The sequence below is a fragment of the Jeotgalibaca dankookensis genome (genome assembly GCF_002005405.1).
Lineage (GTDB): Bacteria > Bacillota > Bacilli > Lactobacillales > Aerococcaceae > Jeotgalibaca > Jeotgalibaca dankookensis.
This window is the reverse complement of record NZ_CP019728.1, coordinates 550,691-569,863: the sequence shown is the minus strand read 5'-3', so window position 1 is coordinate 569,863 and position 19,173 is coordinate 550,691. Positions and strand designations below refer to the sequence as shown.

18 protein-coding genes are annotated in these 19,173 nt (G+C 36.9%); 1 reads left to right on the top strand and 17 read right to left on the bottom strand.

The features are described from left to right. Window position 1 precedes the first annotated feature (1 nt). The 6 genes from BW727_RS02790 to BW727_RS02765 form a co-directional block, all read right to left on the bottom strand. Complete coding sequence (locus BW727_RS02790) at window positions 2–1,012, bottom strand: ABC transporter ATP-binding protein (protein WP_062467717.1); 1,011 nt, start codon at window positions 1,010–1,012, stop codon at window positions 2–4. A 289-nt stretch (window positions 1,013–1,301) separates the two neighbouring features. Further along, the gene (gene acpP, locus BW727_RS02785) at window positions 1,302–1,541 is read right to left on the bottom strand and encodes an acyl carrier protein (RefSeq protein ID WP_062467716.1); all 240 of its coding nucleotides are present in this window, start codon (window positions 1,539–1,541) and stop codon (window positions 1,302–1,304) included. Window positions 1,542–1,660: 119 nt separating this feature from the next. Next, complete coding sequence (gene plsX, locus BW727_RS02780) at window positions 1,661–2,683, bottom strand: phosphate acyltransferase PlsX (protein ID WP_062467715.1); 1,023 nt, start codon at window positions 2,681–2,683, stop codon at window positions 1,661–1,663. Between the two features lie 76 nt (window positions 2,684–2,759). After that, window positions 2,760–4,796, bottom strand: coding sequence for an ATP-dependent DNA helicase RecG (recG, locus tag BW727_RS02775; protein WP_062467747.1), 2,037 nt, complete (start codon window positions 4,794–4,796; stop codon window positions 2,760–2,762). A 67-nt stretch (window positions 4,797–4,863) separates the two neighbouring features. Further along, a complete protein-coding gene (locus BW727_RS02770; RefSeq protein ID WP_174446762.1) occupies window positions 4,864–6,537 on the bottom strand; it encodes a DAK2 domain-containing protein in 1,674 nt (557 codons plus the stop codon). A 41-nt stretch (window positions 6,538–6,578) separates the two neighbouring features. Then, entirely contained in the window at window positions 6,579–6,941 is a 363-nt protein-coding gene (locus BW727_RS02765; protein ID WP_062467714.1) for an Asp23/Gls24 family envelope stress response protein, read from the bottom strand. A 327-nt stretch (window positions 6,942–7,268) separates the two neighbouring features. On the opposite strand from BW727_RS02765, the gene rpmB reads away from it, so the two are divergent. Continuing rightward, the gene (rpmB, locus tag BW727_RS02760; RefSeq protein WP_062467713.1) at window positions 7,269–7,457 is read left to right on the top strand and encodes a 50S ribosomal protein L28; all 189 of its coding nucleotides are present in this window, start codon (window positions 7,269–7,271) and stop codon (window positions 7,455–7,457) included. Between the two features lie 42 nt (window positions 7,458–7,499). Here the strand turns inward: rpmB and BW727_RS02755 are convergent, their stop codons facing one another. The 11 genes from BW727_RS02755 to BW727_RS02705 all read right to left on the bottom strand — a co-directional run bounded on the left by BW727_RS02755 (window position 7,500) and on the right by BW727_RS02705 (window position 19,172). After that, window positions 7,500–8,150, bottom strand: coding sequence for a thiamine diphosphokinase (locus tag BW727_RS02755; protein ID WP_062467712.1), 651 nt, complete (start codon window positions 8,148–8,150; stop codon window positions 7,500–7,502). Continuing rightward, window positions 8,143–8,796 (bottom strand): ribulose-phosphate 3-epimerase, encoded by a 654-nt coding sequence (gene rpe, locus BW727_RS02750; protein WP_062467711.1) that lies wholly within the window; start codon window positions 8,794–8,796, stop codon window positions 8,143–8,145. Before rpe ends, BW727_RS02755 begins: the two co-directional genes overlap by 8 nt. Window positions 8,797–8,812: 16 nt before the next feature. Further along, window positions 8,813–9,709: a ribosome small subunit-dependent GTPase A gene (gene rsgA, locus BW727_RS02745; RefSeq protein ID WP_062467710.1), complete on the bottom strand. Its 897-nt coding sequence runs from the start codon at window positions 9,707–9,709 to the stop codon at window positions 8,813–8,815. Between the two features lie 107 nt (window positions 9,710–9,816). Beyond that, window positions 9,817–11,886, bottom strand: a complete 2,070-nt coding sequence (gene pknB / locus BW727_RS02740; protein WP_062467709.1) for a Stk1 family PASTA domain-containing Ser/Thr kinase — start codon at window positions 11,884–11,886, stop codon at window positions 9,817–9,819. After that, the gene (locus tag BW727_RS02735) at window positions 11,880–12,629 is read right to left on the bottom strand and encodes a Stp1/IreP family PP2C-type Ser/Thr phosphatase (RefSeq protein ID WP_062467708.1); all 750 of its coding nucleotides are present in this window, start codon (window positions 12,627–12,629) and stop codon (window positions 11,880–11,882) included. Before BW727_RS02735 ends, pknB begins: the two co-directional genes overlap by 7 nt. A gap of 21 nt (window positions 12,630–12,650) precedes the next feature. Continuing rightward, on the bottom strand, window positions 12,651–14,012 hold the full coding sequence (gene rsmB, locus BW727_RS02730) for a 16S rRNA (cytosine(967)-C(5))-methyltransferase RsmB (protein WP_077795710.1): 1,362 nt from the start codon (window positions 14,010–14,012) through the stop codon (window positions 12,651–12,653). Between the two features lies 1 nt (window position 14,013). Further along, window positions 14,014–14,958: a methionyl-tRNA formyltransferase gene (fmt, locus tag BW727_RS02725; RefSeq protein WP_062467706.1), complete on the bottom strand. Its 945-nt coding sequence runs from the start codon at window positions 14,956–14,958 to the stop codon at window positions 14,014–14,016. A 24-nt stretch (window positions 14,959–14,982) separates the two neighbouring features. Then, a complete protein-coding gene (gene priA, locus BW727_RS02720) occupies window positions 14,983–17,394 on the bottom strand; it encodes a primosomal protein N' (RefSeq protein ID WP_062467705.1) in 2,412 nt (803 codons plus the stop codon). Window positions 17,395–17,533: 139 nt separating this feature from the next. Next, window positions 17,534–17,734 (bottom strand): DNA-directed RNA polymerase subunit omega, encoded by a 201-nt coding sequence (gene rpoZ / locus BW727_RS02715; RefSeq protein ID WP_062467704.1) that lies wholly within the window; start codon window positions 17,732–17,734, stop codon window positions 17,534–17,536. A gap of 7 nt (window positions 17,735–17,741) precedes the next feature. After that, complete coding sequence (gene gmk / locus BW727_RS02710; protein ID WP_062467745.1) at window positions 17,742–18,353, bottom strand: guanylate kinase; 612 nt, start codon at window positions 18,351–18,353, stop codon at window positions 17,742–17,744. A 189-nt stretch (window positions 18,354–18,542) separates the two neighbouring features. After that, window positions 18,543–19,172 carry a V-type ATP synthase subunit D gene (locus tag BW727_RS02705; protein WP_062467703.1) on the bottom strand — a complete coding sequence of 210 codons (630 nt, stop codon included), beginning with the start codon at window positions 19,170–19,172 and terminating at the stop codon, window positions 18,543–18,545. Between the last annotated feature and the right edge of the window lies 1 nt (window position 19,173).

Below are 19,173 nucleotides of genomic sequence, written 5' to 3'. Positions count from 1 at the left end.
GTTATTCAGCCTCCCCTTCAAAATGGAAATGTTTATAACAGGTACATCTCACAAAATGATCTGGAGAAATTTCATGCAAGGTTGGGTGTTCTTCGTGTACTTCTGCTGGCATCCATGGGATACGCGGCGCAAATCGACAACCTGTTCTTGGTAGATTTTTCAGCGATGGAACGGTCCCTTGAATAACATGTAACTCAGCAGAACTTCCTTCTAACTCTTCTGATTGTGGTATTGATTTTAATAATGAACGCGTATAAGGATGTTTTGGGTTAGTAAAAAGCTCAACCGCTGAAGCAAGTTCAACAATCTGCCCCGCATACATAACCGCTACACGATCTGCAGTTTCTGCCACTACTCCCAAGTCGTGCGTAATTAAAATAATACCGGTTCCCATTTCATCTTGTAAATCATTTAATAAATCGAGAATTTGTGCTTGAATCGTCACGTCAAGGGCTGTTGTAGGCTCATCGGCAATGATAATGGGTGGCTTACATGATAAGGCAATTGCAATAACAACACGTTGTCTCATACCACCGGATAGTTCATGAGGAAATTGTTTAGCAATCCGTTCTGGCTTTGGAATACCAACTTGGTCTAGCAATTCTAAAACTCTTGCTCTCCGTTCATTTGCATCCATTTTAGTGTGATAAACCAATGCTTCTTCAATTTGATCTTCTACCGTCATAAGTGGATTTAATGCACCCAAGGGATCTTGGAAAATCATTCCAATATCATTTCCGCGAATTCGGTTGTATAAGGTTTCATTTAAGTCTATTAAATTTAAATCTTGATATAAAACTTGACCCTTAATTTGGGTATTTGCTTTGTTATGAAGCCCTACAATTGTTGTTGCTAATGTACTTTTCCCTGACCCAGATTCCCCTACAATAGCTAAAATCTCATTTTTTTCTAAGGTTAAGGAAACGTCATCAACAGCATCGTAATAATCATCTTTAATTCTAAATGCTGTATGGAGATTATTTATCTCTAGCAGTGGTTTCCCTGTTTGCATGGGACGCCCTCCTTCTAATTAGTGAATATTCGTAATCTATAATGACTACACTGTGACTGAGCATTTCTTTATTTGAAATCTGTGTTTCTTTGTGAAATCACCAGTGTGTTTATTAATAGTATTAATTATACTAACTTAATATTATAAAAACAACCTTTTTTTTCATCATATCTTAACTTTATAATTTTCTTCTTATTTATTAATAAAAAAAAAGGTTATTAAAGAGCAACATTCACCAGATACACTCAGGCTAATGTTGCTCTTACTTAGCTGACATGGAGTTTGTCGCTTACTTATTATTGTTGATATAATCAACGGCGTCACCAATGGTGGTAATTTTTTCAGCATCCTCATCTGAAATTTGGATTGAAAAAACGTCTTCCATTTCCATAATTAATTCTACAACGTCTAAAGAGTCTGCACCTAAATCTTCTTGAAACGTTAAATCACGTGATACCTTTTTAGCATCAACACCAAAACGCTCAATAATCATAGTAGAAATTCTTTCTAGTGTCGTATCTTCTGACAAAGAAAACACCTCCTGCCTATTCAGTCTTATTAATCTTAAAACTTTTGTTTGAAATTAATATAGCTTATTCTACCGTTTCCACAAAAATTTGTCCAATCTAATTTACTAATTGTCTCCTGCTATTCAATCGCTTGCTTTTCATTTAGCGTTTCAAAATGAACAACGAGGTCATCAATAACATTCGATGTTAGAATTTGTCGAATTTGTTTAATGGTATGGTAGACCGCGACTTTGTCCGCGGATCCATGTGTTTTAACTACCGGCGCCCGTAGTCCAAATAATACGGCACCACCAAATTTCGAGTAATCCATTGTATCCTTAACCGTTCTGAGAGAGTCTTTCAGCATAAGGCCTCCTAACTTAGCCTTTACACCGCCATCTAGAATGCTTGCTTTCATTAATTCCATCACACTCATAGCGGTCCCTTCAATTGTTTTTAACACGGCATTACCTGTAAAGCCATCGGTTACAATAACATCAGCTAGACCCGAGAACAGTTCACGAGCCTCTGTATTTCCAATGAAATTTATCCCTTCATCTGCAGCTAACAAATCATACGCTTTTTTTGATAACTCGCTTCCTTTACGTGGCTCAGATCCGTTATTCAACAATGCTACCTTTGGATTTTTTTTACCAAGAACAAACTCAGAATAATAAGAACCTAAAATACCAAACTGATGCATGTTTTCTGCTTTGGAATCTGCATTTGCTCCTACATCCATAAAGACAAATTGCTCATCTTTACCAATCACTGGTAAAACTGGCATTAAGCCAGGACGATCAATACCTTTAATACGTCCAATAATTAACAACCCTGCCGCTAGCAAAGCACCGGTATTTCCCGCTGAAAACAAAGCATCTGCTTTCCCTTCTTTTACAGCTCTGGCGGCCAAGACCATTGAAGCTTGTTTTTTTGAACGGATAGCACGAACGGGTTCATCATCGCTTTCAATTTTCTCAGATGTGTGAACGATTTTAATTTTGTCTGTATTGTAATGATCTCCCAAATAAGGTTTTATTTTTTCTCCATCACCATATAAAATAAATTCTACGTCTGAATATTCTTGAGCAGCTAAAAGAATTCCCTCTACAATTGCTTGCGGAGCATGATCGCCACCCATTGCATCTACAGCTATTCTCATTTTTTACCCTCTTTTCATTATTACCTATTCTCTATTTTAAAGAAGCATTTGCTGATTGTCATCCGTTATTGCTTATTTATTGAAGTTTTTGTGCTAAGTTTTGCTCTGTTTTTAAAAATTCGCGTAAAGGTTGGTATTCTTTTTTCTCAAAAAAAGAGCCTTCATTTAATAGTAACAGGACATCGCTGTTTACAGTATCCAAAATCTCTGCATGTTTGATAACATCTGCGTATTTGAATTGCGGTAACCCAGATTGTTTGACTCCAAATAAATCTCCTGAACCTCTAAGCTCCAAGTCTTTTTGACTAAGATAAAAACCATCTGTTGACTCTGTCATAATCTTCATACGTTCTTTACCAATTTCAGTCTTTGGGTCTGCAAGCAAGATACAATAAGATTCAGCTTCGCCTCGTCCCACTCGGCCACGTAGTTGATGTAATTGGGCGAGACCAAAACGTTCGGCATCTTGTATAACCATTACTGTCGCATTAGGGACATTTAAGCCTACTTCGATAACGGTTGTTGATACAAGTACCTGATACTGATTATCCTTAAAGGCATGCATGATTTCGTCTTTTTCGTTTGGTTTTAATCGACCATGAAGTAATCCCACTCGCCACCTATTACCATAAAATTCACTTACTTTTTGATGCACTTCTTCCGCATTTTTCAAATCAATAAGTTCTGATTTTTCAATTAAAGGGGTAATGATATAAGCTTGTCTTCCTTTTTGTAATTCCTGTTCTATAAAGGTGAGTGCTTTAGCTAATTGATCAGACTTACTCCAAATAGTCCGAATAGGAATACGTCCATCTGGCATTTGGTCTAATACAGAAACATCCATTTCCCCCATCGTTGTGATTGCTAAGGTTCTTGGAATAGGTGTTGCTGTCATATATAAGACATTCGGATTATTCCCTTTATCATTTAATAATTGTCGTTGTTTAACCCCAAACCGGTGTTGCTCATCTGTAATAACAAGCCCTAAGTTATGAAAAACAACATCTTCTTGAATTAGCGCGTGGGTACCAATAAGTAAATCCAATTCTCCAGAAGCTAGTTGTTTTAAGATTTCTACCCTCTCCTTACTTTTGGTGCTTCCTGTTAATAAAGAGACGGTATAATCTGTTTTGGAAAACAGTTGCGCTATCGTTTGAAAATGTTGCTCTGCCAATATTTCTGTGGGAACCATAAAAGCACCTTGATATCCGTCTAAAATACTTGCTACAAGTGCTATAACAGCAACAACTGTCTTTCCGCTTCCCACATCTCCTTGTAACAAGCGGTTCATTTCAAATGGTGCACGTAAGTCACGACATATTTCGTTCACTACTTTTTTTTGCCCATCTGTCAATTCAAAAGGTAATAGTTTTATAAAATCTTTAAGTTTTTGCACATCATAGTAAATCGCTTGCCCATTCCGTTCACTTTTTCGTTTAAAACGAATAAGCTGCAACTTCATTTGATAAACTAGAAACTCTTGATATATGACTTGTCGGGTTGCTTTTTGAAATTCTTCTTCTGTTTGTGGAAAGTGCATCGAACGGATTGCTTCTTTATGAGTCATCAATCGGTAACGGTGTCTCAAGGACTCCGGGACTATCTCAGGTATAAGCGACTGGTAGCGATCATAGGCTTCTTTAATAAGGTTTAAAACTGTCTTTTGTTTGATACCACTATTGACATGGTAAACAGATTCAAAATCTTGATCACCGTCACTTGTCCCTAAAATCTTAAAGCCAGATAAATTTTGTCGCAATGAGTCCCACTTACCAAAAACAGCTATTTCATCTTCAAGATTAATTTTGCTTTTTAAATAGGGCTGATTAAAAAAAGTAACACTGACAACCGCACTATCTAATGACATTTTGAAGGACAGGCGGCTTTTACGGTGCCCGTAATATTGAACAACAGCTTGTGTAACGACATGCCCTTTTAGTGTCACTTTCTCTTGATCCTCAATTTCATCCAAACTACGTACTTGAATATCTTCGTAACGGAATGGAAAGTGCGTCAGTAAATCGTAAATTGTGTAAATACCTAATGCATGCAAAGAATCTAACCGCTTCGGGCCAATACCACTAATTACTTCCACAGGATCATAAATCGTCATAGTTGCCATAGCTTGGCCTCCTTTTTTAATAGAAAAAGCTGAAGCAAAAGCTCCAGCTCCCGAAAGATTATTCAACTGAAATCAAATAGCAGTAAACTGGTTGTAATCCTTCTTGAATTTCAACGTCTAGCTCTTCGTATTCTTCAGAGATTCTATCAGCTATCCCCTGACATTCTTCAGCAGTGATACTTTCACCGTAAATCAAAGTAACAATTTCGCTCTCTTCGTCAATCATTTTTCGTAATGTCTCTAAAACGACTTCTTCTCGATCTGCGATAGATATAACAATTTTTCCATCAACAATCCCCATATAGTCGTCTTTTTTAATAGATACGCCATCAATTTCAGTATCTCGAATGGCATTAGTAATTTGGCCACTCTTGACACTGTCCAGTTCATCAGTCATATTGGCTTTATTTGTTTCTAAATCTACTTGGTCATTAAAAGCCAGCATGGCGGTTAACCCTTGTGAAATCGTTTTTGATGGGATAACTACTACATTTTTGTCTGATACAAGAGCCGCTTGGTCCGCAGCCATAAAAATATTCTTATTGTTGGGCAAAATAATTGTTTTTTCAGCATTAGCTTCATCAATCGCTTTTAAAATATCCTCAGTACTTGGATTCATTGTTTGTCCACCTTTGATAAGGTTCGAAACACCAAGGCTGTTGAATAGTTTGAAAATTCCTTCACCCGCGGCTACCGCAATCACGGCATAGGGTTTAGAAGCTTTGCTTTCTTTACTAGTAGCTTTGCCTTTTTCAAGAACGTCTTCATGTTGTAAGCGCATATTATCAACTTTCATCTTTATAAGAGAGCCGAATTTTTGACCATAATTCATGACTTCACCCGGATACTCCGTATGCACATGTACTTTGACAATCTCATCATCGGCAACAACAAGCAGAGAATCACCTAACTCATTTAGATGATTCCGGAAAGTATCGTAGTTAAACGTATCTGTAACTGTTTCACCTTCGCCTAAATGTACCATTATTTCTGTACAGTATCCGTATTTGATATCTTCAGCTGAAACAGAATGGCCAATATGGTCAAAGTTTTCGTGATGTGCTAGCTCAGTGACGTCAATCGTTGGAAGAATATTCGCTTGCGCCGAAACTTTCTCTCCAGTCAATGACTCTAAAAATCCTTGATAAATATATAAGAGCCCTTGGCCCCCACTATCTACAACGCCGACTTCTTTTAAAACTGCTAGAAGATTTGGTGTATTAGCGAGACTAACGTTACCGGATTCAACGACTGTCTCCATGATTTCAATAATATTGTCAGTACTTTTAGCTTTTTCTACCGCTGCTTCAGCTGATTCTCGCGCAACGGTGAGAATCGTTCCTTCTACCGGTTTCATAACTGCTTTATAGGCGGTTTCTACGCCTTGAGAAAAAGCTGAGGCAAATTGACTTGCATCCAAGGTTTCCTTGCCTTCCATGGCTTTTGAAAACCCACGGAACAGTTGTGACAAAATGACACCTGAGTTACCACGGGCCCCCATTAAAAGACCTTTCGCTAAATCTTTACCCAGTACATCAACCCGACTGGCATCTGATAAAGAGACGCGCTCCGCACCGGACGTAAATGATAAATTCATATTTGTTCCTGTATCACCATCTGGGACAGGAAAAACGTTTAATGAGTTTACGTATTCGGCATTTTCATGCAGACGCTCATTCGCAACTCCTACCATCGCTTTAAAATCACTTGCAGTTAGTTCTCTTTTATTCACCTTGCATATCCCCCTTCACCATATGAAATGGTGATCTCTCGTTAGTCATTTATAACACGAACGCCTTGTACGTAGACATTTACTTTCTCTGCGGAAAATCCCAACATTGTTTCTAGATTATATTTCACTTGGATTTGGACATTTCGACAGATTTCGGAAATTTTGGTCCCATACAGAACAATAATATACACATCTACAGAAACGATATTATTTTCTTGTCGTACAATGACACCTCTTGAATAATTTTCTTTTTTCAATATTTCATTAATATTATCACGAATTTGGCTTCTACTTGCCATCCCAACAACACCATAATTATCCGTTGCTGCTCCGCCGACTACTGTTGCAATTACTTCGTTGTTTAGGATAATTTCGCCTAAATTTGTCTGCATTGTTACTGCCATGTTAAATAGCCTCCTTGAGTTTGAACAGAAAAATACTATTAACAACAATCATAGCATATATTCTGCTTAAAATTAGCTTTTCTTAAGTATATTATAACAAAGTTTGTAGTGGAAGTCGTGATAAGATGCCAAATAAAGGTTCTATTTGACAAGCTTTCCTTATGTTACCTAGAAATAAAAAAAATTTCAATACAAACTGTTACCTAGAGTACTTTTAAATTAGTTGCTTTTTTTTTGAGTTATGATAGAATATTCAAGTGTATGAAATTTGGTTTAAGTTAAACTTTAAAGTTAGTTTTTTCCGAATCAATCAAAGGAGGTAAAATTATGTCTAAAGTATGTTATGTTACAGGTCGTAAAACTAGAACTGGTAACACGCGTTCTCACGCATTGAATCACTCAAAACGTACCTTCAAACCAAACTTGCAAAAAGTCCGCATTATGGTTGATGGTGCTCCAAAAAGAGTTTGGGTTTCAGCTCGCGCTTTGAAATCTGGTCTAGTAGAACGCGTTTAATAATAGAGAAGAGGTTGGAACATTTTGTTCCAGCCTCTTTTTTTAATCGCTACTTTGTATAACCGCCAGTAGTCCTTCATCGAAAGTAAACTGCATAGTTTGCGATTTAAACTCATTGCTGATGAGAGCCACTGGGTGTTCATAGTTGCTATTTTCTAACGGATATTTAACTTGTTTTAAGTTGAGGTTAACAAGCGCCGTCATAGAAATAAAGGAAAGATATTTTTTGTTTTCTTCTTTTTCCAGTTCATAAGCACCCGGTTTATAAAACGATAGTTTATTTTTTTTGTCAAAAAAACTGATTTTTTCAATATTTTTAGCAAATTGAGGAAGAAAGGCAATCCATAAATTACTAATCATATGATCCACTCTGCCCCCAAAGACGCCAAAGAGTTTGACTTCATCAAGTTCGTAATGATGAAATACATACTCAAGTGCCGCTTCTGTATCCGTTAAATCCTTTTCACTCGGTAATAGAACAACTTTCCCGATATGTTTCTTTAAAATAGAGAGTTGTTCCTTACTGATTGAGTCAAAGTCCCCCACTGCTATGTCGACATGGATTCCTTTGTTTAGCAGATAAAATGCTCCTTCATCAACACCGACAACTAACTCATCATCATGAATATTTAAAAAAAACGCCTCAAGATTATCTTTATCTCCACCAGCTACAAGAAAAGCTTTTTTATACATGTTCAGCATCACGCAAAGCTTTAAAAGCTTGATCCATATCGGTAGCGCCAAAAATGTATGATCCTGCAACAAAAATGTCTGCTCCAGCTTCGAGCGCGCGACTAATAGTTTGATCTGAAATTCCACCGTCAACTTCTATTTTATAAGTATAATTATTCGTTTCACGTAATTCTTTTAATTCTTTTATTTTTGACAGAGTACTTTCAATAAATGTTTGCCCGCCAAAACCGGGATTAACCGTCATGACTAAAACCATATCAACATCTCCTAAGATAGGTTTAATCATTGCAAGCGGTGTTCCAGGATTAATAACAACACCAGCAGCAATCTTTTCATTTTTTATTAATTGGATGGCACCGTGAATATGGTTTGTTGCTTCTACATGAATAGAAATAATATCCGCACCAGCTTTTGCAAAGGCAGGTATCAAATTCTCAGGATTTTGGATCATTAAATGGCAATCCAGAGGTAACTTGGTGTGAGGACGAATAGCTTGAACAATATTAGGTCCGAGGGTCAAATTATTAACAAAAACCCCATCCATAGCATCTATATGAACGTAGTCTGCCCCAGCTTTTTCTATTCTTTTTACTTCTTTTTCTAAATTAGCAAAGTCTGCACTTAAAATTGATGGCGCTATTTTCATTTCTTTCCAACAACCTTTACTTTTTATTTTTATTATACATCGGTTTCCGCGTTTGAATTTCATTTAAAAATTGTAAGTAATGTTCATACCGGTAAGACATAATTTCTCCTTCAGCAACAAGTTCTTTAATTCTACAACCAGGTTCATTAAGATGAAGACAACCTGAAAAACGACACTCATCACGATTAGCTAAAAACTCACGAAATAAATCAGGTAAATTTTGCTCTTCAATTTCTACTAATTCAACATTGCTAAACCCGGGTGTATCTGCAATAAGTGCACCAGCAACTGGAATCAATTCCACGTGTCGGGTAGTATGGCGCCCTCTTCCTAACGCAGTTGAAATTTCACCTGTTTTAATTTTTAATTCTGGTAAAATCTGGTTAAGGAGTGTTGACTTTCCCACACCCGATTGCCCCATAAAAACAACAATTTTATCTTTTACAACCGTTAATAAGCGCGTTAAAGACTCTTCGCTAGGAAAATCAGACATAATTACAGTATACCCTAACTCTTGGTAAGCCTTTTTATAGTTCTCAACTTCAAGCTTTTGAGATTCATCTAATAAATCTGTTTTTGTAATATAAATAATCGCTTCGATTTCTTGTCCCTCTAAATAGACTAAGAAGCGATCCAAAAGATAGGTTGAAAAATCTGGTTCGATTGCTGACATCACAATCACGCCTATATCGATGTTGGCAATAGGCGGTCGAACCAATTCGTTCTTTCTTGGGTAGATAGAGTGGAGCATTCCATCTGTTAGACTGCCACTTTCAAATTCAACAATGTCTCCCACAAGCGGTGTGATATCACGTACCCTGAAATTTCCACGCCCGCGAGTTTGGTAGGTTTCGCCTTCAGAATAGACGTAATAAAACCCACTCAACGCTTTTCTAATTTGTCCTTTTGGCATAATTCATCTCCTTTTATCTTTCATTCATAGCTATTATACCAAAAAAGTCGAAACTAAAAAACAGGAGTCATGATCGTTTCATCATACCGCCTGTTTTTCGATTGTTTTTAATCAATTAGATTGGTTTCTTCCATTATATTTATACCATCCCGTTCAACAATAAAAGCACCAGGTTGATCAGAGTAAATACGGAAATTTAAATTCACTTCTTTATCCTCGGTTATGTCAAACTCTCGAAAAACTTCCGTTAACTGATGGTCACTATCCAACATATAGATAATAATATGGTTGGATGCTTTGAGTTCTTCTTCATTATCAACGTCTGGACTATCTGATTCTGAGTCCGTTTCACTTGAATTTTCTTCAGGCGGAAGGTAAGGAATCGTTATTTTTTTTGTGAAAGTTATAATCTCTGGTTCTTCTGTTTTGGATTCTGAGCTAGATTCTGTCGCTTGGGATTCTGGTTTTTCAGGTTTTGGTTTTTCTGTTTCTGTTGAAGTTTGCGGCATTCCTTCGGAAATAATAACTTCCAAAGAATCCCCACTGTAAAAGCTGCTTTCTGCAGCAATAGATTGAGAAAGCACTAACCCTTCAGCAACTTCTTCGGACTTTTCAGTTTTGATGGTGAGCTTTAGACCATAGTTTTCCGCATAACGCTCAACGTCTTCACGTGTGTAACCACTTAAATTTTCCATAGTAAATGTCTCTGGTCCCAGGCTAACTCGTAAGGTAATCGTTGTCTCATTAGGGATTACTTCTGTATCTGATTCTAGACTTTGACCAACTATTAATCCTTCATCAAGAGAATCATAGACATCTTCGCGTTCTACCTGTATACCTTTTTTTACCAGCTCTTTACGGACATCAGAATAGGGTTGTCCAGAATAGTCTTCTATTAAAAATGGTTCTACACCTTGGCTTATATATAAATTGATTGCTGTTTTAGGTGCTAATTGTGTGTTTACTTCGGGATCAACTTTAAACACGCTGCCCTCTTCGGCATTTTCGTTATATTGCGTATATACTTCACCTATTGTAAAGTTTGCTTCTAATAACATCTCACGTGCTTTTTCTTCTTTGACCCCTAATACATTTGGAACTGCGATTAAATCTGGGTTATTATTAGTAATCATTGCTGCTAAACTACCACCCGTAACAATTAGCAATAAAATTAATAAAATCCCCCATACGATTCTTTTCTTACGTGGTTTTTTTTGTGATTTCCTTACGTCTGTCACTTGATCTGTATTTTCCGTTTTTGGTAGGTCGTTTCCTTCTAATTTAACCGGTGTGATTACTTTTGTTTCATCAAGCATCACTTCTGGTGTGAAAGCTGCTTCCTGCAAACGACTATCGTCAAGACTAGTCTGCAAATCTTGAGACATTTCTTCGCAAGAATTATAGCGATCGTGTGGCTCTTTAGCCGTTGCCTTCAAGATAACATTCTCTAATGCTTGTGGGATCTCAGGCCGTTCTGCTCTGACAGAGGGAATAGGTTCTTGAAAATGTTTCAAAGCAATTGAAACCGCTGATTCGCCGTCAAAGGGTACTTTACCGGTTACTAATTCATATAAAACAATTCCTAAGGCGTAGATGTCAGATTTAATAGTTGGGATACTTCCACGCGCTTGCTCTGGTGACATATAGTGAACCGAGCCCAACAAAGAGTTTGTCTGCGTTAGCGATGTTTCAGAAAGCGCAATAGCAATTCCAAAATCTGTGACTTTGATAACATTATCGCTATCAATCAGCAAGTTTTGGGGTTTAATATCTCTATGAATAATCCGATTTTGATGAGCCAAAGCCATCGCAGATAGGATTTGACTCATAATATGAATCACATCTTCAAGTGATAATTGACCCTTTTCTTGGATAAATTTTTTTAAGTCTCTACCTTGGATGTATTCCATAACAATATATTGAAGCCCATCATCTTCATCAACGTCATAAACGGATACAATATTTGGGTGTATTAGTTGCGTCGTCGAAAGAGCCTCGCGCTTGAAGCGCCTTAAAGCTTCTTTGTTGCTTTGGAAGTCAAAACGTAAAATTTTTACAGCTACATCACGATCTAAAATCAAATCTCTAGCTAAATAAACATTAGCCATTCCGCCTCGTCCAATTAGTCCTAATACTTTGTATCGACCACCTATTTTAGTACCAATTGCAATCAGCATCGCCCTTCCTCTCCTTTTCCAACTTCAGCAATAAGTACTGAAATATTATCTGGTCCGCCCTCCTTATTCGCAAGGTCAACGAGGGTTTTGGTTTTTTCTTTAATCGGATGCCAACCTTTTAAAACGTGTTTAATTTGATTGGTACTTAATACACTACTTAACCCATCCGTACACAAAATTAAGGTATCACCTTCTTGCATAGTGAAAGTAGTGAGATCAATTAAAATTTTTTCTTTCATTCCAACTGCTCGCGTAATATAGTTTCTTTGTGGATGTTTTTCGGCTTCTTCATACGTAATTTCTCCAAATTTAATTAACTCAGAAACTAACGAATGGTCTTCTGTTAATTGCTTCAAAAGAAAATCACGATACAAATAAGCGCGGCTATCCCCAACATGAGCCAGTGTTATTTCTCCTTCCACATAAGCGGCAGCTACTAAAGTTGTTCCCATCCCATCTAAATCAATAAAATCGAGTGATTTTTGGAAAATAAGACGATTTATTTTCTGGATGGTTTGTAGTAACCATGTTGAAACATTTTCCGGTTTATCAAAAGCTGTTTCTTTCCACGCTTCGCCCATATGAGACACAGCCATCTCACTCGCAACATCGCCTGCGAGATGGCCACCCATACCGTCACATAAAATCATCAATAGTTGGCCTTTCGAATTTTCAAACCAATTTACATAGTCTTCATTTGTAGTTCTACTTTTACCAATGTCACTTTTAAATGCGATTTGCATAAGCTATCTTCTGCCCTTCTGTTACTTCTTTTTCTCCATTATACAAATAAAGAAACCATCTGTTCCAAACTGTTCAGGTGAAATTTCAACCATCCCCTCTGCAGTTATAACCTGACTGGGAAGATTGTAATCTTCCCAGTCAATAGCAAGGCTTTGCATGTTTGAATGACCACTTAAAAAACGTTTTACTACCTCTTGATTTTCTTCCTTCGCCAGTGTACAAGTACTATACACTAAACGTCCACCTTTTTTTAATAATGGTACAACTGCGTTTAATATTTCTAATTGTTCCTTTTGTAGCTGATTAAAAGTATTTGGTGTAAGCCCATATTTAATTTCAGGTTTTCGTCGCATTAAACCAAGACCAGAACAAGGTGCATCAACAAATATTTTATCAAAGGTATCCTTTTCAAATGTTTCTTCGGCATTTTTGGCATCTAAAATATGGGTTTTAATTTTTTCAGAAACTTGTAGGCGTTTTGCGTTTTCTCTGACTAAGCGTATTTTATGATCGTAGATATCTAGAGCATGAACTAAACCAGAATCGATAAAACTAGCTATATGAGTTGTTTTTCCACCTGGAGCGGCACATGCATCTAACACATAATCAACAGGTTTTAAAGATCCCAGTAGTGCCACTAGTTGACTAGATTCATCTTGTATCGTAATGGTACCGTCTTTAAATAAAGGGGAGTCAACTATTTTCCCTGATAAAACTCGCAGTCCCACAGGAGAAAGAGGACTTTTTTCTACTTGAATACCACTACTTTCTAAATCTTCTATTACCTTGTTAAGTTCACTAGCATTCTGCACTCGTATTGATATATAAGGAGCTGTTAACAAAGAAAAGAAAAGTGCTTCAGTTTTTTCTAGACCACGTTCAGCTACAAATTTTTTAACCAACCATTCTGGAACACTTGCTCCAATACTGATACGTTGTGTTGGATTTTCAATTTGCTGCCAGTCCTTCAAACCGTTTCGTTGTACATTACGTAAAATACCATTTACAAGTTTGGATATCCCTACATGCCCTTTTATCTTAGCGATCTCTACTGCTTCAAACAAAACAGCGTGATCGGGTACTTTATCCAAATAAACCATTTGGTAAACAGATAAACGAATTAAATTTTTAACCCAGTTCTCCAATTTTTTAGGAGACCGGATGAATGGTTCAAGTCCATAATCGATCGTTAATTTTCTTTGCGTTACCCCATAAACCAGAGTCGTTAACAGTCCCGCATCTTTTGCATCTAATTTTTCTTTTTCAATAGTTGCATTCAAAAGTATATTTGAATAAGCTCCTTCAGTTTCAATCGCTTCTAAAATTTCCATCGCTAAATAGCGAACAGAATGTAAAATCTTATTATTTTTTTTCTTAGCCAAACTAATCAAATCCTATCTGAGATAAAGCTTCCATATCATTTCCATTAACAAAATTTGCAACCGACATCCGTTTTTTCCCTGCTGGTTGGATTTCTAAAATTTGCAGGACACTTTCATGACCACAAGCTACTGACATACTTGTTTTATCCCATGAAATAATCTTTCCAGGGGCTTCACTTGTTGTTTGGTCTTCGAGAGGTTGAGCTTGCCAGATTTTACACCGCTCACCACTTAATAATGCATGCGCAACTGGCCATGGTCGCATTCCTCTAATTTTATTACTAATTTGTTGAGCAGATTTATTCCAATCAATACGTTCTTCTTCTCGACTAATATTGGGTGAGAAAGTAACCAATGATTCATCTTGGGGAATAGGCTGTAGTTGCCCATCAAATAATTTCGGTAAAGTTTCCATTAATAAATCCCGTCCAAGAATACTTAATTTATCAAACATGGATTGGACGTCATCATCTGCTTTAATTGGAATACTTCTTTGAGCCAAGATATCTCCAGCATCCATCTTTCTTTCCATATACATAATGGAAACACCTGTTTCTTTTTCTCCATTTATTATGGCATAGTGAACAGGCGCTCCGCCTCGGTATTTTGGTAATAGAGAAGCATGCACATTAATGGCACGGTATTTAGGTGCATTTAATAATTTTGTAGGTAAAAATTGTCCATAGGCAGCAGTGACAATTAAATCAGCATCCATTTCAATTAGCTGTTCCATTTCTTGCGATCCTGATATTTTTTCGGGTTGAAATATAGGAATGTCATGTCTTAAGGCGGCTATTTTTACAGGAGGTGGTGTTAATGTACGTTTCCTTCCTACTAAACGATCAGGCTGAGTAACTACAGCAATGACCTGGTATTGACTGGCTATCAAGGCTTTTAAAATAGGTACTGAAAATTCTGGTGTTCCCATAAATATAATTTTTTTCATTCATATCGCTCCTTTTTTATAATTTTAAAAGAAATTGATTGGTTCAGTATCAATTGAAATATAAAGGCCTTTTGCATTATCTTTTTGAGAATTGTTTAATATTTCGGTCAATACATTTTGTAAATCGGGTTCGTTTTTATACTTGATTAATAACTGAAAATAATAACGATTATTCATTCTAGCAATCGAACTTTTAGAAGGCCCTAGTATAACCGTTTTATTGCCTAGTTTTTTTCGCAAAAAGGCATTAATTTCATATATTTTTACTTGCGCTTTATTTTCATCAATATCACTGACAGTAATTTGGGTTGTAAAATAGTAAGGTGGATAACCGCCGCGGTGTCTTAAAGCCATTTCTTGTCGGTAAAAGCCATCATAGTTATGATTTTGTGCATACTTAATAGCGTAATGCTCGGGGTTAAACGATTGTACAATAACTTCACCAGCCAACGTTGATCTTCCTGCACGGCCGCTCACTTGCGTTAAAAGTTGAAACGTTTTTTCCGAAGAACGAAAATCAGGTAAGTTTAAAGAGGTATCTGCATTGATGACGCCTACTAAAGTTACGTTTGGAAAATCTAACCCTTTGGCAATCATCTGAGTGCCTAATAAAATATCAGCTTGCCCTTTACCAAATGAAGCGAGCAAACGTTCATGTGCGCCTTTTTTTCGCGTCGTATCTACATCCATACGGATAATATTGGCTTGAGAAAAAAGTTCCTGCAGTTCATTTTCTATTTTTTGTGTCCCCGTACCAAAATAGCGAAACTGATTCCCATGACATTTCGGGCAACGGTGAGGGACATTTTCTTCATGACCACAATAATGACACTTCATACCTTTGGTATCCATATGGAATGTCATACTGATATCGCAATTCGGACACTCATGCACGTAACCACAATCCCGGCACATAATAAACGAACTATAGCCACGGCGATTTAAGAGCAGAACAACTTGCTCACGTTTTTCCAAACGGTCCCTTATTTTTTCCTGTAATAATAGTGAGAAATTACCCCGATTGTTATTTTGGAATTCCTGACGCATATCGACGATTTCAACATCTGGTAAAGCGAGTTGGTTTGCGCGCTCGTTTAATTCTAACAAGTGAAAAACATTCTTTTGAGCACGAGCACGCGACTCTAATGACGGTGTCGCACTTCCTAAAACAACGGGACAATGATGATACTGACCGCGATGAATTGCCACATTTCGAGCATGATACTTTGGGTTCTCTTCTTGTTTGTAGCTTGTCTCATGCTCTTCATCAATGATAATAATTCCTACATTTTCTACAGGAGAAAAAATTGAAGAGCGTGCACCTACAACCACTCGTGCTTCTCCACTTTTTATTTTACGCCACTCATCATATTTTTCTCCAGTAGATAAACGACTATGCATAACCGCTACTTGTTCACCAAAGCGACCTTTAAAGTGATGGACCATCTGAGGTGTCAAAGCGATTTCCGGAACAAGCATTAAGGCCGTTTTACCCTCATCTAAGACTTTTCCAATCAGCTGGAGGTAAACTTCCGTCTTTCCACTTCCGGTAATTCCCTTTAATAAAAAGACATCATGTTTTTCCTCTTGAATAGATTTCATAACTGCGTCAAAAGCTTTCAATTGCCCTGCATTTAAGACTTTAGCCTGCGTTTTTGGAAACATTTGATTTTTCAAAGGATTACGGTAAACTTCTTTTTCAATTGATTTAAGCCAGCCGTTCTTAATCCCAATTTGAAGGGTTCGATTGGTTACTTCAAAAAGTTCAAAAAATTCTTGCTTCGTCAGTGTAGCTTCTGGTTCTAAATCACCTATCACTTTCAATAAAGAGCGTTGGCTCTTAGCTCGTTGAGATAAGGAATTAAGTTCTTTTTCAATATCAACGGGTAGCAAATTAGGCTGATAAACTGTTACCTTTTTAGCCTTCGCTTGGTTCTTTACGAGATAGCGGATATCTACAACATTTTGTTTTTTCCATTCAAGTAAAAGAGGAAGCAATTCTTTTTCTATCGCATCGTCCCAGCTAATCGCTTGTAGCCCTTCAAAAACATCTTTTTGTTTTTCAGTATAGGTTTCGTTTGTTAAATAAAATTCTTTTTCGTATTTTGCCTTTAGCATTGGTGGCAACATGGTTTGATAACAGTGGATACGAAAAGCGAATATTTTTTCAGCCATTTCTTCGCCTAATTTTAGAAGTTCAGGTGTTAACACGGGTTCTAAATCAAGGGGCCGAATAATTTCTTTTAACTTTCCAACAAAGTCAGATTGATTGACAATATCCACAATAAATCCTTGTATATGACGAGGACCAAATGGAACCTCAACGCGCATCCCTTTTTCTAATCGATTAATCAACTCCGGAGGAATCACATAGTCGTATGGTTGATTTGTCTGCATAACAGGCACATCGACAACGACTTTAGCAATTTGGTTCATCTTTTTTGCCTCCTTCAATAATTTGTTCCTACTATTAATTTTACTAGATTCGGCATCCAATGTCTTGCTAATTCGAAATAAAATCAAAAACTGCTGAATTTGACTAGCAAATACAGCAGTTTTTGATTTTGTTATAATCCTATTTTTCTTCCATAACGGATAATTCGCCTGCAACAATTTCTTCTAAAGCACGACCCACATTTTTATAAGATTTATATTCTTCTAATAAAGGTTGACCATTATTATGAAGTTCATGCGCTCGTTTTGATGATAAAATAACCATTGTGTACTTAGAATTTACCTGTTCTAACAATTTATCAATTGATGGATAAAGCATCATTATTACATCATTCCTCTTCGTTTGATATTTTCGATTCTAATAAACGGGATACTTTTAGATGTTCACTTTGAATAATTGCCAAAATCTTATTAACGGCGTTCTCGACTGTATCATTCTCAACAGCATAATCATAATAGCGCATGAGATCAATTTCCTCAATCGCTTTTTCCATACGCTGACGAATAATCGGTGATGCATCTGTTCCGCGATTGATTATACGTGCTTCTAATTCATCCATATTTGGTGGTGTTAAAAAGATAAAGACGCCTTCAGGCATTCGCTCTTTTACTTGCATCGCGCCTCTAACTTCAATTTCTAAGAAAACATCTTTACCCGACTCCAAGGTCTTTTTGACATAATCGATCGGTGTTCCGTAGTAGTTGCCAACATATTGCGTATACTCTAACAATTCCTCTGCTTCAATCATTTTTTCAAAACTTTCTCTAGTTTTAAAAAAATAATCAACACCATCTACTTCGCCTGGGCGACTTTGACGTGTTGTTGCTGATATGGAATATATGAATTCCCGTTTTCCTTTTGAAAAAATCGCTTGCCTAACTGTTCCTTTACCAACTCCAGAAGGCCCAGATAATACAATTAACAACCCTTTTTCGGTCACTTTCAAACCACCATCCATTTATTACTTTCTGTGTTGCTTTTGCGTGTGCATTATTATTTCTACCTAGTGTAACATAAATCCTTGACTATGAAAACATTTGAGGAAACTTTTCATTGATTTATCATATGTTGTATAAAAATTACGAAATGGGTATTTAAAAAAGAGTGCGACATTGTCACACTCCCTTTTCTAATCACCCATGTCTTTAACTTTCATCATTCTGACAATCGCCGAACGCTCATTTTCTTCAAGCTTCATTTGAATGTAACGAATGGTTTCTTGAAGCTGAGGAATCATGCGGTACTCTAACGCATTTACACGACGTCTGGTCTTTTCGATTTCATCTGCCATCAACTGGCACGTTTTCTCGATTTCACTCAGTTCGAGTAACTTCGGTAATACTGTTTCAATACGATCAATCGCCTCATCAAGTTCACTACTTGAATTTAAATAACCATATTGTACATCCGATGAAACCTCTGCTTCACTTGTCGTAAAATTCATTTCTGGTACAAGAACACTCATAATGTTTTTTTCAACAATGTTTAACTCGACATTTGTTTCTGTTCCCACAAATAACTCTTCAATAAATGATTCATTTATTAACGATTTTGCAACAACAAATTCTTGCATTGCCGCGATGAGCTCTGCTTCTACTTCGTCACGTAAGAGATTGTTTTTTCTTATCATAACGATAAATTGACGCATCAGCTCGTCTTGTTTATCTTTAAGTAACTTGTGACCACGTGTTGAAAGTGCGAGGCGATCCTTTAGATTCGATAGCTCCATACGTGTTGGCTTGACATTCAAGCGTGCCATA

Excerpts from the sequence above, each read along its gene's own strand:
- BW727_RS02790 (WP_062467717.1), bottom strand. The coding sequence starts at position 1,012 with ATGCAAACAGGGAAACCACTGCTAGAGATAAATAATCTCCATACAGCA.
- plsX (WP_062467715.1), bottom strand. The coding sequence starts at position 2,683 with ATGAGAATAGCTGTAGATGCAATGGGTGGCGATCATGCTCCGCAAGCA.
- recG (WP_062467747.1), bottom strand. The coding sequence starts at position 4,796 with ATGACGATTTATGATCCTGTGGAAGTAATTAGTGGTATTGGCCCGAAG.
- BW727_RS02765 (WP_062467714.1), bottom strand. The coding sequence starts at position 6,941 with ATGGCAGTAACAATGCAGACAAATTTAGGCGAAATTATCCTAAACAAC.
- rpmB (WP_062467713.1), top strand. The coding sequence starts at position 7,269 with ATGTCTAAAGTATGTTATGTTACAGGTCGTAAAACTAGAACTGGTAAC.
- BW727_RS02755 (WP_062467712.1), bottom strand. The coding sequence starts at position 8,150 with ATGTATAAAAAAGCTTTTCTTGTAGCTGGTGGAGATAAAGATAATCTT.
- rpe (WP_062467711.1), bottom strand. The coding sequence starts at position 8,796 with ATGAAAATAGCGCCATCAATTTTAAGTGCAGACTTTGCTAATTTAGAA.
- rsgA (WP_062467710.1), bottom strand. The coding sequence starts at position 9,709 with ATGCCAAAAGGACAAATTAGAAAAGCGTTGAGTGGGTTTTATTACGTC.
- pknB (WP_062467709.1), bottom strand. The coding sequence starts at position 11,886 with ATGCTGATTGCAATTGGTACTAAAATAGGTGGTCGATACAAAGTATTA.
- BW727_RS02735 (WP_062467708.1), bottom strand. The coding sequence starts at position 12,629 with ATGCAAATCGCATTTAAAAGTGACATTGGTAAAAGTAGAACTACAAAT.
- fmt (WP_062467706.1), bottom strand. The coding sequence starts at position 14,958 with ATGAAAAAAATTATATTTATGGGAACACCAGAATTTTCAGTACCTATT.
- priA (WP_062467705.1), bottom strand. The coding sequence starts at position 17,394 with ATGAACCAAATTGCTAAAGTCGTTGTCGATGTGCCTGTTATGCAGACA.
- rpoZ (WP_062467704.1), bottom strand. The coding sequence starts at position 17,734 with ATGATGCTTTATCCATCAATTGATAAATTGTTAGAACAGGTAAATTCT.
- BW727_RS02705 (WP_062467703.1), bottom strand. The coding sequence starts at position 19,172 with ATGGCACGCTTGAATGTCAAGCCAACACGTATGGAGCTATCGAATCTA.